We start from the raw sequence: 12,768 nt of genomic DNA on the forward strand, positions 1-12,768 counted from the left end.
GACGTGCTACAAGCGCAGGATGCTGTCGGAGCTTTCTCCACAGCCGGAGAGAGTGTAATTAGTTAGGCAGCATGAAGAAAAATCGCGCTTTTTTGAAATGGGCAGGGGGTAAGTACCCCCTGCTCGAAGATATTGACCGACACCTGCCCAAGGGCGAATGCCTGGTAGAGCCTTTCGTCGGTGCCGGGTCGGTATTTCTTAATACCGACTTTTCTCGTTATATCCTTGCTGATATCAACAGCGATCTTATCGATCTCTACAACATCGTAAAAACCCAGCCTGAAGACTACGTTGCTGAGGCGCGTAAGGTTTTCACGCCAGAAACGAATGATGCCGAACGCTACTACGCGTTTCGCACAGAATTCAACGCCAGCACGGATAAAATGCGCCGTGCGGTTCTCTTCTTGTATTTGAATCGCCATGGATACAATGGCCTGTGCCGTTACAATTTGCGCGGCGAGTTCAATGTGCCTTTTGGCCGATACAAAAAGCCTTACTTCCCGGAAGCCGAGCTGTATCACTTCGCTGAAAAAGCGCAGAATGCAGAGTTTTATTGCGAGTCATATGAAGTGTGTATGGACCGCGCCCATCAGGCAAATAAAGCGGTTGTCTACTGCGATCCGCCCTATGCGCCGCTTTCAGCGACGGCCAATTTTACCGCCTATCACACAAACAGCTTCAGCAGCGAACAGCAGAAACAGTTGGCCAATAAAGCCGAAGAGCTGGTGGCAAAGCGTATTCCGGTACTGATTTCAAACCATCGCACACCCGAGACGGTGGCGTGGTATAACAACGCAGTACAGCACGTCGTAAAAGTGCGACGCAGTATTAGCCGCAATGGCGGCACGCGTAATAAGGTGGATGAGCTGCTGGCGTTGTATCGCCCGGCAGATAAAAAATAGTTTTTAGGAGATGCGGATGAAACAGTTTTTGATTGCCCCTTCAATTCTGTCGGCTGATTTTGCCCGCCTGGGTGAAGACACCGCCAACGCACTGGCAGCCGGTGCGGATGTGGTTCATTTCGATGTTATGGATAACCACTATGTACCGAACCTGACCATCGGCCCGATGGTGCTGAAGGCCCTGCGCAAATACGGCATTACCGCGCCTATCGACGTTCACCTGATGGTGAAACCGGTTGACCGCATTGTTCCCGATTTCGCGGCGGCAGGCGCCAGCATTATTACCTTCCATCCTGAAGCGTCTGAGCATGTTGACCGCACGCTGCAACTGATTAAAGAGCACGGCTGTAAAGCGGGGCTGGTGTTTAACCCGGCGACGCCGCTGAGCTATCTCGATTATGTTATGGATAAGCTGGACGTGATCCTGCTGATGTCGGTAAACCCAGGCTTTGGCGGCCAGTCCTTTATTCCCCATACCCTCGATAAGCTGCGTGAAGTGCGTCGTCGTATTGATGAATCTGGCTACGACATCCGCCTGGAAGTGGACGGCGGAGTGAAGGTGAACAACATTGGCGAAATCGCCGCCGCCGGGGCAGATATGTTTGTTGCAGGCTCCGCGATTTTCGACCAGCCGGATTACAAAAAAGTGATTGATGAAATGCGCAGTGAACTGGCAAAGGTAAGTCATGGATAAATTGCATAACCTCCGCGGCGTCGCTTTCGATCTCGACGGCACGCTGGTGGATAGCGCGCCGGGGCTGACCGCGGCGGTAGATAGCGCGCTCTACGCGCTGGAGCTCCCGGTCGCTGGCGAAGAACGCGTGGTGACCTGGATTGGCAACGGTGCCGATGTTTTGATGGAGCGGGCGCTGGCCTGGTCTCGTCAGGAGCGTGCAACGCAACGTGCGGCGCAGGGAAAACCTTCCGTTGACCATGCGGATATCCCGCAGGATGAACAGCTGCGCGTGCTGCGTCGCCTGTTTGATCGCTATTACGCCGAGTTTGCCGAAGAGGGCAGTTTTCTCTTCCCGCATGTTGAACAAACGCTGGCGGCGCTGCATGAAAAAGGCCTGCCGCTGGCGCTGGTGACCAACAAGCCGACGCCGTTTGTCGCGCCACTGCTTGAGTCGCTCGGGATCGCGCGCTTCTTTAGCGTGGTGATTGGCGGCGATGATGTGCAGAACAAAAAGCCGCATCCGGAGCCGCTGTTGCTGGTGGCGAAGCGCCTCGAAATCGAACCGGCTGATCTGCTGTTTGTGGGCGATTCACGCAACGACATTCAGGCGGCACAGGCGGCGGGCTGCTGCTCTGTGGGGCTGACCTACGGCTACAACTATGGCGAATCCATCGCGCTCAGCTCGCCCGATTATATCTTCGACCAGTTTAATGAACTCTTGCCCGCGCTCGGGCTTCCGCACAGTGAAAATCAGGAATTAGAAAATGACTAAGCCCATCGTTTTTAGTGGCGCACAGCCGTCAGGTGAATTGACCATTGGCAACTACATGGGTGCGCTGCGTCAGTGGGTTAACATGCAGGATGACTACCATTGCATCTACTGCATCGTTGACCAGCACGCGATCACCGTGCGTCAGGATCCGCAGGCGCTGCGCAAAGCGACGTTAGATACCCTGGCGCTCTATCTGGCCTGCGGCATCGATCCGGAGAAAAGCACCATCTTCGTTCAGTCTCACGTGCCGGAGCACGCGCAACTGAGCTGGGTACTGAACTGCTATACCTATTTTGGCGAACTGAGCCGCATGACCCAGTTCAAAGATAAATCCGCTCGTTATGCGGAAAACATTAATGCCGGTCTGTTCGACTACCCGGTGCTGATGGCGGCAGATATCCTGCTGTATCAAACCAACCAGGTACCGGTTGGGGAAGATCAGAAACAGCATCTGGAACTGAGCCGCGATATCGCCCAGCGTTTTAACGCCATTTACGGCGATATCTTTAAAGTGCCTGAGCCGTTCATTCCGAAATCCGGCGCGCGCGTAATGTCGCTGCTGGAGCCGACCAAGAAGATGTCCAAATCGGACGACAACCGTAATAACGTTATCGGCCTGCTGGAAGATCCGAAATCTGTCGTGAAAAAAATCAAACGCGCGATGACCGATTCGGAAGAGCCGCCGGTGGTGCGTTATGACGTCAAAGAAAAAGCGGGTGTTTCCAATCTGCTGGATATTCTCTCTGCCGTTACCGGCCAGAGCATTCCTGAGCTGGAAAAACACTTCGAAGGTAAAATGTATGGTCACCTGAAAGGCGAAGTGGCAGAAGCGGTTTCTGGCATGCTGACCGAGCTTCAGGAACGTTACCATCGTTTCCGTAACGATGAAGCGCTGCTCAACAAAATTATGCAAGAGGGTGCCGATAAAGCCAGTGCACGCGCCGGGCAAACCCTGAAAGCGGTGTATGAGGCGATTGGATTTGTCGGTAAGCCAGCGCTGTAAATCATTAAGCCGGGATATATCCCGGCTTTTTTATATTCTCTAAATTATTGCTCAGCAGCAGGGCCGCAACCGCCAATGATTTTAGAAACAGAAATTGCCGGATGCAGCAAATAATCGTAAGAGCAGTTTTTGCTTTTATTCTCGATGTGACCCGTACATGCAGTCAAAGTGGAGAGTGCCAGCACAACGGCTGCTGCTTTTAACATCTTCTTCATAAAATATCCCTGGTATTAATACAATTCAATAAATCCCTGTACTGAGCTATGGTAATTTCGGTCTCAGCGGCATTCATTTAACGGCATGAATTAATAAATTAATAATTCGATTAACTTAAAGGGGTTTTAAGAATTAATAATGCGTGCCTGGCTTAAAGACGGCTTGACAGTATATGGGCGCGGCAGATGTACCGCGCCCGAAAGGTATTAGTGATGTGAAAACCAGTTGAGTTTCTCGCGAAGCGCAACCACCTTGCCTACTATAATCAGCGCCGGGCTTGCCATTTGCTGCGCAAGAACACCCAGTTCTGCCAGCGTGCCGTCAACGACGCGCTGTGTAATCGCCGTACCGTTTTCCACAATGGCGACCGGCATTGACGCGGTCATACCGTGCTCAATCAGTTTTTGCTGGATGGTTGCCGCCTGATTCAGGCCCATATAGAACACCAGCGTCTGTTTTTCTGCCGCCAGATTTTCCCAGTCCAGCTCACTGCCAGTCTTCAGGTGACCGGTGACCAGGCGCACGCTTTGCGCGTAATCGCGGTGAGTCAGCGGGATCCCGGAATACGCCGAGCAACCGGATGCCGCCGTAATACCCGGTACAACAGAGAAAGGAATACCGGCGTCGCACAGCGTTTCAAGCTCCTCTCCCCCACGCCCAAAGATAAACGGATCGCCACCTTTCAGCCGCACCACGCGTTTCCCTTTCTGCGCTTCACGCAGCAGGATTTGGTTGATCTCATCCTGCGGCACACAGTGATAACCCGCGCGTTTACCCACGAAGACGCGGTCGGCATCGCGGCGCACCAGATTCATAATGTCATCTGAGACCAGTCGGTCATAAACCACTACATCCGCCTGCTGGATTTGTTGTAGCCCTTTAAGCGTCAGCAAACCCGCATCGCCCGGCCCGGCGCCCACCAGCACGACCTCACCACGATGATCCAGCGGTTCGGTGAGCAGGTGTTCGGTGACCTGTTCAATGGCGATCTTATCCTGATTTGCCAGTGACTGGGCTAAACGGTCATGGCTGAACAGTTTTTCCCAGAAACGGCGGCGTTCCGCGATAGTGGCAAACTGTTTTTTCACCCGTGAACGTAGCTGGCCTGCGTAGTGTGCTACCTGTCCAAGATGCAGCGGCAGCAGCGATTCCAGTTTTTCGCGCAGCAGACGCGCCAGCACCGGGGACGTACCGCCGGAAGAGACCGCAACCATCAGCGGCGAGCGGTCAATAATTGACGGCATGATAAAACTGGCGGCTTTCGGCGCATCCACCACGTTGCAGAAGATGCGTCGTGCTTCGGCCGCGTCACTGACCTGCTGATTCACCACATCGTTATCCGTCGCGGCAATCGCCAGCCAGCAGGTATCAAGGAGCAACGGAGTAAACTCGCCCTCAACCAGGGTCAGCATGCCCGCGTCTTCCCATATTCTGAACTGAGGAACATACTCCAGCGCGTTGACCGTCAGACGGGCGCCAGCATCAAGCAGCAAGCGGGCCTTACGTTCAGCAACATCACCGCCGCCAACCAATAAACAGTCACGGTCGTGTAACTGGCAGAAGATAGGTAAGTGATCCACGGAGTAGCCTCTTAAATGGACAGAACAGGGTGAACAGGGCGGGTAGGATAACAGCAGAAGCCGTATGAAACATACGACTTTTCCTGCTGTTACCTCTAAGAGGTCATAGGAGGAACCTATGACCCGTAACGTCAGGCTTTGAGCTGCACCTGGCCGTCTTTGACACGAACTTCAAAATGGGCGACAGAGTGACTTTCATCTTCCATGCATAATCCATCGCTTAAGCGGAAACGCTGCTTTTTCAGTGGGCTGGCGACCCACAAATCGCCCTGATGTTCTGCAATCAGGCCGCGCGACAATACGCTGGACTCAAAGAACGGATCGATGTTGCTGATAGCGAAAACCTGGTCGTCAGCATACGGGCGGAAAATCGCCACCTGCTGGTTGCCCAGTAGCGCGCAGACGCCGGTTGCCGGCAAAATTGCATCGATTTTGCAGATATTTACCCACTGGCTCATGCTTTTTCCTCCACCATAGTGACCGGGATGCGTTCGTACGGCGTTGCCGGGCGATGTTGTTCACGTTCAGGCACAACCTGCACGTTCGGGTCACGCTGCTCGCTGTTGATAAAGTGTTGGAAACGAACCTGCGCCGCCGGGTTGTTAACGGTTTCTGTCCACTCGCAGGCGAAGGCCGCACGCAGACGCGCAATTTCTGATTCCAGATGTTCGTTCAGACCCAGTTTGTCGTCGATGATCACGGCGCGCAGGTAGTCGATCCCGCCTTCCAGGTTATCCAGCCACGGCGCGGTACGCGTCAGCTTGTCGGCGGTACGGATGTAGAACATCATAAAGCGGTCAAGATATTTCACCAGCGTGTCGCGATCGAGGTCAGCCGCCAGCAGGTCAGCGTGACGTGGTTTCATCCCGCCGTTACCGCAGACGTACAGGTTCCAGCCTTTCTCGGTGGCGATGATGCCCACATCTTTACCCTGCGCTTCCGCACATTCACGGGTACAGCCGGAGACGCCAAACTTCATTTTGTGCGGCGTGCGAATGCCTTTGTAGCGGTTTTCCAGTTCAACGCCGAAGCCCACGCTATCGCCCACACCATAGCGGCACCAGGTGCTGCCTACGCAGGTTTTGGCCATACGCAGCGCTTTCGCATACGCGTGGCCAGTTTCGAAGCCCGCTTCAATCAGTTGACGCCAGATTTCCGGCAGGTCGTCTTTCTGTGCACCGAACAGGCCGATACGCTGGGAACCGGTAATTTTGGTGTACAGGTTAAATTCACGCGCGATACGGCCTACAGCCACCAACCCTTCCGGCGTGATTTCACCGCCCGCGGAGCGTGGAATAACGGAGTAGGTACCGTCTTTCTGGATGTTTGCCAGGAAGTTATCGTTGGTATCCTGTAACGGCGTGTGTTCTGGTTTGAGGATGTACTCATTCCAGCAGGAGGCTAGCAGCGAACCGACAGTGGGTTTACACACTTCGCAGCCGTAGCCTTTACCGTATTTTTTCAGCAGTTCCTCGAAGGTTTTGATGCCTTCCACACGGATGAGGTGATACAGCTCCTGGCGGGTGAAGGCGAAGTGTTCACACAGGTTATTGTTAACTTCGATACCCTGTTTCGACAGCTCCGCGTTCAACACTTGCGTCACCAGCGGGATACAACCGCCGCAGCCGGTACCGGCTTTGGTTTCCGCTTTCAGCGCCGCAACGGTGTGACAGCCACGGTTAATCGCCGCAACAAGGTCGCCTTTGGTGACGTCGAAGCAGGAGCAGATTTGTGCGCTATCCGGCAGTTTATCAACGCCGATAGAGGGTTTCCCGCTGCCCGCGTGTGCAGGAAGAATCAAGGAGTCCGGGTTTTCCGGCAACTCAATCTTGTTCATCTCCAGTTGCAGCAGGTTGCCGTAGTCGCTGGTATCACCCACCAGTACCGCGCCAAGCAGGTATTTGTTGTCTTCGCTGACGATCAGGCGTTTATAGACTTCTTTGCTTTCGTCGAGGTAAACGTAGCTGCGCGCGCCCGGCGTGCGACCGTGCGCATCGCCGATGCCGCCGACGTCAACGCCCAGCAGCTTCAGTTTGGCGCTGAGGTCTGCGCCCTGGAACGCATTCTGCGTACCGAGAATATGGTCAACGGCGACCTGCGCCATTTTGTAGCCAGGAGCAACCAGACCGTAGACACGGTTGTTCCAGCTCGCACATTCGCCAATCGCATAGATATCCGGGTCGGAGGTCTGGCAGGTATCATTAATCACGATACCGCCGCGCTGCGCCACGGCAAGACCGCACTGGGTTGCCAGTTTGTCGCGTGGGCGAATACCGGTAGAGAAGACGATAAAGTCGACTTCTAAATCGCTACCGTCGGCAAAGCGCATGGTTTTACGCGCCTCTTTACCTTCCTGAACGATCTCTTTGGTATTTTTGCTGGTGTGCACGCGCACGCCCATGCTTTCAATCTTACGACGTAACTGCTCGCCGCCCATCTGATCAAGCTGTTCAGCCATCAGCATCGGTGCGAACTCGATGACGTGGGTTTCTACACCTAAACTTTTCAGTGCGCCGGCCGCTTCCAGACCAAGCAACCCGCCGCCAACCACTGCGCCGCGTTTGCTGCGACGCGCGCAGGATTCAATAGCGTTGAGATCTTCGATGGTACGATAAACAAAGCAGTCCTGCGTTTCAGAGCCCTTGATTGGCGGTACCCACGGATATGAACCCGTTGCCATGATCAATTTGTCATAAAAAACGGTACGACCGGCGCTGGAGTGGATCACCTTTTCCTGACGGTTAATGGTAATGGCGCGTTCGCCAACCAGTACTTTAACGCCATGCTTTTCATAGTAACCTTCGCGCACCAGCGACAGCTCTTCCGCTGTATGATGAGAGAAGTAGGAAGAAAGGTGCACGCGGTCATAGGCTTTACGCGGTTCTTCACAGAAGACGGTGATGTCGTAAAGGCTGGCGTCGGACTTATCGAGAAGATCCTCGATGAAGCGGTGGCCGACCATGCCGTTACCGATAATTGCGAGTCTGACTTTGCTCATTATTGCCTCGATTTCTTTTCTATTACTGCCTACCTTAACGATTCAGCTATGGCGATTATTGATACAAATCAAATACACCTTTGCCTACCACTTAATGGGTATATCACTGATTTGTCAGTATTTTTATAAGTTGCGGAAAAGACACGCTTTTCCTGGTTGCTCTTTTTATGTACAAAACAGGGGTGGGTAAACATTTCGTGCTGATGAAAAAAACAGCGACTACTACGGGGAGAAAGGAATGACAACGGTACCGCTTCGCTTAATCCAGAATGCGCGTTTGCCAGACCAGGAAGGGCGATGGCAAATCACGATAGAAAATGGCCGGTTTGGTGCCATTACTCCTATGGGGGAGGGGCTGGCGGACGATCCGCAGGTTCTCGACGCGGAGGGCGGTTTAGCGCTACCGCCATTTATTGAGCCGCATATTCATCTCGACACCACGCAAACGGCGGGTGAGCCAAACTGGAATCACTCCGGCACCTTGTTTGAAGGTATTGAACGTTGGGCCGAGCGCAAAGCGCTGCTGAGTCATGATGATGTGAAAGCCCGGGCGTGGAAAACCCTGAAGTGGCAGATGGCGAATGGCATTCAGTATGTGCGCACCCACGTGGATGTCTCCGATCCATCGCTCACGGCATTGAAAGCCATGCTTGAGGTGAAGCAGGAAGTTGCGCCGTGGGTTGACCTGCAAATTGTGGCCTTCCCGCAGGAAGGGATTATGTCTTATCCCAACGGCGAAGCGTTGCTGGAAGAGGCATTAAAGCTCGGCGCGGATGTGGTTGGCGCGATCCCACACTTTGAATTTACCCGCGAGTATGGCGTGGAATCACTGCATATCGCATTTCGTCTGGCGCAAAAATATGACCGCCCGCTGGATATCCATTGTGACGAAATCGACGACGAGCAGTCGCGCTTTGTTGAAACCGTGGCGGCGCTGGCGCTGAAAGAGGGCATTGGCGCGCGGGTGACGGCGAGCCATACCACGGCGATGCATTCCTATAACGGTGCCTATACCTCCCGACTGTTCCGCTTGCTGAAGATGTCAGGTATTAACTTTGTCGCCAACCCGCTGGTGAATATTCATCTGCAAGGCCGCTTTGATGACTATCCCAAACGTCGCGGCATTACCCGCGTAAAAGAGATGCTGGCAGCTGAGATTAATGTCTGCTTCGGGCATGATGATGTTTTTGATCCGTGGTATCCGCTCGGCACCGGGAATATGTTGCAGGTGCTGCATATGGGGCTGCATGTGTGTCAGTTGATGGGGTATCAGCAAATCCATGATGGGCTGAAGCTGATTACGCACCATAGCGCGCGGACGTTTGGCGTGACGGATTACGGCATCGCCGCGGGGAATAGGGCTAACCTGATTATTTTGCCAGCGGAGAATGGCTTTGAGGCGGTGCGTCGTCAGGTGCCGGTTCGCTGGTCGATTCGGGAAGGAAAGGTGATTGCCGAAACGCAGCCAGCACAGACCTGGGTTCGGGGAGAGAGCGTGAGTTTCACGCGAAATGCCGGATGATAAGAAATGCCGGATGGCGCTGGCGCTTATCCGGCCTACAACGCGGCACACCTTGTAGGCCCGGTGAGCGCCAGCGCCACCGGGCACAACAATCACCTTAGTGAGACGCCGCGCCGTGCTGGCGGTGGCGGCTAACGAAGCCGAGGATCGCACACATCACGAAGACTACGGCATAAAGCGCGTTAGCGGTAATCAGTGCAGCCTGCGGGCCGCTGTGGGCCACAATCGGGCCGGTCACCACGAAGGTCAGCATGGTGCCGATAGTGCCGCAGGTCAGCACGAAGTTAACCAGCTTCGGCGAGGCCACTTTGGTTTGCAGCGAACCCAGGGTAATGATTGAGGTGTAAATCGCGCTGGAGAAGAAGCCCAGCGTCAGAATAAACCATGCCAGATGCTGCGGTTCGCCGTGGATGAAGAAGTACATCAGCACGGTCGCCAGGCCCGCCAGCACGGTCAGAATACGTTGCAGGTCAAAGAAGCGCAGAATGAAGCTGAATGCCCACATCCCGAACATATAAGACATCCAGAAATCACTGACCAGTTTACCCGCGTCGTTCAGGCTCATGCCCAGGCCTTTGGCATATTCCGGCACCCAGGAGATGAAGCCGAGCTGGCCGAGGATATAACACAGTGCGGCAATCGACAGGAACAATACGCCGATACCCCATTTTTCTTTCACCACTGGCTGTGCATCCGGCGCGGCTTTCTTGCCGAGAACCGGGAAGTCGCAGCCGAAGGTCAGAATGAAGATTGCCACGTAGACCAGACCAATACAGGCATATACCCAGTACCACTCGATACTGCGCGCCAGCAGAACCGCGGCGACCATCGGGAAGATCATTCCGGCCATGCTAAAGAAGGAGTCGGTGAACAGCAGACGCGCGCCACGCTGGCGGCCTTCATACATGTGGGTAATCAGGAACGTCCCGATGGACATGGTGATCCCGCTAACCAGCCCAAGAACGAACATCGCAGCAGAGAACAGCGCCAGGCTGTGCGTGGTCATCAGACCGGCAACCGCCAGCACCATCAGCACAAAGCCGAAGCGAAGCTGCGTTTTCAGCGGCACAATTTCCATCAGCCACGCGTTCAGGAAGATTGAAATCAGGATCCCGGCGTTCAGGAAGGTGAAGGTGTTACTCATGCTGGAAACGGGCAGATTAAAGTAATCGGCGATATTTCCCATCACCATCCCGGTGACAATCACCAACGCACCGGTAAGGGCGTAGGAGAAGAAGCTGATCCATGTGAGCTTGATACGGTTGCTGTTAGTCATGACTGGCCTGTGTGAATAGAAACGTAAAACGCGTTGACACCCCGCCGGGTGCGCAGATTTTATTCATTTAAGTGATGCATTCCTAGTTTTATTGCACTGATGTTATTTATTGCATTAACTAACGTGACTTGTATCACATTAAAAATACGTCGATCTCCGCGCCGCGCTGGTTACATCTGTTTCAACTAAGTAAACTTAAGTAAAAGTCTGGCCTGGGGTGCAAACCCTCTTTAGAATCAAGCCACTTGCCTTTGTTACTGCACCCGTTAAGGAATTCTCATGCTCAAATCAACTCTGGCGGCCATGACGGCTGTTTTTGCACTCTCCGCGATCTCCCCGGCTGCCCTGGCTGCGACTGGCGATCCGCATGTGCTGCTGACGACCTCCGCAGGGAATATTGAGCTGGAGCTGAATAGCCAGAAAGCGCCGGTTTCCGTGGAAAACTTCGTGAACTACGTTAACAGCGGTTTCTATAACAACACGACCTTCCACCGTGTGATCCCCGGGTTTATGGTGCAGGGCGGCGGTTTTAACGAGCAGATGCAGCAGAAACAGCCGAACCCGCCCATCAAGAACGAAGCGGACAATGGCCTGCGTAACACCCGCGGCACCATCGCAATGGCGCGTACTGCAGATAAAGATAGCGCAACCAGCCAGTTCTTCATCAACGTGGCGGATAATGCCTTCCTTGATCACGGCCAGCGTGATTTTGGTTACGCGGTATTTGGTAAGGTTGTCAAAGGGATGGATGTCGCCGATAAGATTTCACAGGTGCAGACTCATAATGTCGGGCCGTACCAGAATGTGCCGTCTAAACCGGTTGTTATCCTCTCCGCGAAAGTCCTGCCGTAAATTCTTCTTCGCGCGGGCATATCGTCCGCGCGTTCTTGCCTTCCTGCATAACATTCATTTGCTGCTTATACTTGTGGCAAACGGGAACGATTCAGGGAGGCTGCATGAAAAAACTCACCGACAAGCAAAAAGCTCAGCTCTGGGAAAAAACACGCAACGAGAATTTTCAGGCCAGTCGCCGCCTGGAAGGTGTTGATATCCCGTTAGTCACCCTTAGCGCTGAAGACGCGCTGACACGTATTGAAGAACTGAGGGGGCACTATGAGCGATAAATTCGGTAACGACCGCGACCCCTATCTGTTCCCCGGTTTAAACGTGATGCGTAATAAACTGGGCATTCACGAAGCCACTCGTCTTGAACAGGCCGCGTGGGAACTCACCTCTCTGCGTGCCGCCACCCTCGAACTGGGCCCGCAGGTGCGCGGGCTTCCCTGGCTGTGCGCCATTCATTATCAGCTCTATCAGGATATATTTGACTGGGCGGGGAAGTATCGGGAAATCAATATCTATCACGGCGACACACCGTTCTGCCATTTCACGCGCATCGAGAAAGAGGGCAATGCGCTGATGCAGGAACTGGAAGATGAGGATTGGTTAGCGGGGCTGGAAAAGGAGGCGTTTATTGAACGCCTGACCTGGTATTACTGCGAAATCAACGTGCTGCATCCGTTTCGCATTGGCAGTGGTCTGGCACAGCGTATTTTCTTCGAACAATTGGCGATTCACGCAGGCTACGTGCTGGACTGGCGGGATATTGAACCGCTGCGCTGGAATGATGCGAATCAGCAGGGGGCGATGGGCGATTTGAAGCCGCTGCTGGCGTTGTTTACGAAAGTGGTGAGAGAGGGGAGTGTTTCCCCCTCACTCTAACCCTCTCCCACAGGGAGAGGGAACCGATCGAGCCCTCACCTTTTCATCGTCCAGACGCCTTACAAACGGTAGAATGCTCCGGTTTGCTGTAACCGGAGCCG

General features: G+C 54.0%; 14 protein-coding genes. 9 read left to right on the forward strand and 5 right to left on the reverse strand.

From position 1 onward, the window contains the following. Positions 1-71 precede the first annotated feature (71 nt). Genes dam through trpS form a run of 4 tightly spaced genes read left to right on the forward strand, consistent with a single transcriptional unit; the run spans position 72 to position 3,353 of the window. Positions 72-902, forward strand: a complete 831-nt coding sequence (gene dam, locus ACOXYR_RS23225; protein ID WP_108476606.1) for an adenine-specific DNA-methyltransferase — start codon at positions 72-74, stop codon at positions 900-902. A gap of 16 nt (positions 903-918) precedes the next feature. After that, the gene (gene rpe, locus ACOXYR_RS23230; RefSeq protein WP_108476607.1) at positions 919-1,596 is read left to right on the forward strand and encodes a ribulose-phosphate 3-epimerase; all 678 of its coding nucleotides are present in this window, start codon (positions 919-921) and stop codon (positions 1,594-1,596) included. Further along, positions 1,589-2,350, forward strand: coding sequence for a phosphoglycolate phosphatase (gene gph, locus ACOXYR_RS23235; protein WP_108476608.1), 762 nt, complete (start codon positions 1,589-1,591; stop codon positions 2,348-2,350). Before rpe ends, gph begins: the two co-directional genes overlap by 8 nt. Continuing rightward, positions 2,343-3,353, forward strand: a complete 1,011-nt coding sequence (gene trpS, locus ACOXYR_RS23240; protein WP_108476609.1) for a tryptophan--tRNA ligase — start codon at positions 2,343-2,345, stop codon at positions 3,351-3,353. Before gph ends, trpS begins: the two co-directional genes overlap by 8 nt. A 44-nt stretch (positions 3,354-3,397) precedes the next feature. On the opposite strand, the gene ACOXYR_RS23245 is transcribed toward trpS, so the two are convergent. From ACOXYR_RS23245 to nirB, 4 genes are all read right to left on the reverse strand, one after another. After that, positions 3,398-3,568: a YhfL family protein gene (locus ACOXYR_RS23245; RefSeq protein ID WP_108476610.1), complete on the reverse strand. Its 171-nt coding sequence runs from the start codon at positions 3,566-3,568 to the stop codon at positions 3,398-3,400. Between the two features lie 207 nt (positions 3,569-3,775). Beyond that, on the reverse strand, positions 3,776-5,149 hold the full coding sequence (cysG, locus tag ACOXYR_RS23250; RefSeq protein WP_421356269.1) for a siroheme synthase CysG: 1,374 nt from the start codon (positions 5,147-5,149) through the stop codon (positions 3,776-3,778). Between the two features lie 131 nt (positions 5,150-5,280). Beyond that, positions 5,281-5,607 carry a nitrite reductase small subunit NirD gene (gene nirD / locus ACOXYR_RS23255; RefSeq protein WP_108476612.1) on the reverse strand — a complete coding sequence of 109 codons (327 nt, stop codon included), beginning with the start codon at positions 5,605-5,607 and terminating at the stop codon, positions 5,281-5,283. Continuing rightward, positions 5,604-8,147 carry a nitrite reductase large subunit NirB gene (gene nirB, locus ACOXYR_RS23260; protein WP_421356270.1) on the reverse strand — a complete coding sequence of 848 codons (2,544 nt, stop codon included), beginning with the start codon at positions 8,145-8,147 and terminating at the stop codon, positions 5,604-5,606. The genes nirD and nirB overlap by 4 nt, the downstream gene beginning before the upstream one ends. Positions 8,148-8,385: 238 nt before the next feature. Here nirB and ACOXYR_RS23265 point away from each other — a divergent pair, with 238 nt between their 5' ends. Both ACOXYR_RS23265 and ACOXYR_RS23270 read left to right on the forward strand, forming a co-directional pair. Next, on the forward strand, positions 8,386-9,669 hold the full coding sequence (locus ACOXYR_RS23265; RefSeq protein ID WP_407731702.1) for a cytosine deaminase: 1,284 nt from the start codon (positions 8,386-8,388) through the stop codon (positions 9,667-9,669). Between the two features lie 6 nt (positions 9,670-9,675). Beyond that, positions 9,676-9,804 carry a hypothetical protein gene (locus ACOXYR_RS23270; RefSeq protein WP_350436292.1) on the forward strand — a complete coding sequence of 43 codons (129 nt, stop codon included), beginning with the start codon at positions 9,676-9,678 and terminating at the stop codon, positions 9,802-9,804. Here ACOXYR_RS23270 and tsgA read toward each other — a convergent pair. Beyond that, positions 9,767-10,945 carry an MFS transporter TsgA gene (tsgA, locus tag ACOXYR_RS23275; RefSeq protein ID WP_108476615.1) on the reverse strand — a complete coding sequence of 393 codons (1,179 nt, stop codon included), beginning with the start codon at positions 10,943-10,945 and terminating at the stop codon, positions 9,767-9,769. The two genes, ACOXYR_RS23270 and tsgA, sit on opposite strands and share 38 nt — an antisense overlap. Before the next feature lie 279 nt (positions 10,946-11,224). On the opposite strand from tsgA, the gene ppiA reads away from it, so the two are divergent. From ppiA to ACOXYR_RS23290, 3 genes are all read left to right on the forward strand, one after another. Beyond that, positions 11,225-11,797 (forward strand): peptidylprolyl isomerase A, encoded by a 573-nt coding sequence (gene ppiA, locus ACOXYR_RS23280; RefSeq protein WP_189624014.1) that lies wholly within the window; start codon positions 11,225-11,227, stop codon positions 11,795-11,797. 104 nt (positions 11,798-11,901) lie between these two features. Then, a complete protein-coding gene (locus ACOXYR_RS23285; RefSeq protein WP_108476617.1) occupies positions 11,902-12,069 on the forward strand; it encodes a YhfG family protein in 168 nt (55 codons plus the stop codon). Continuing rightward, positions 12,059-12,667, forward strand: coding sequence for a putative adenosine monophosphate-protein transferase Fic (locus ACOXYR_RS23290; protein WP_421356271.1), 609 nt, complete (start codon positions 12,059-12,061; stop codon positions 12,665-12,667). Before ACOXYR_RS23285 ends, ACOXYR_RS23290 begins: the two co-directional genes overlap by 11 nt. Positions 12,668-12,768 lie beyond the last annotated feature (101 nt).

The organism is Pseudocitrobacter faecalis, assembly GCF_965231525.1.
Classification (GTDB): Bacteria; Pseudomonadota; Gammaproteobacteria; order Enterobacterales; family Enterobacteriaceae; genus Pseudocitrobacter; species Pseudocitrobacter faecalis.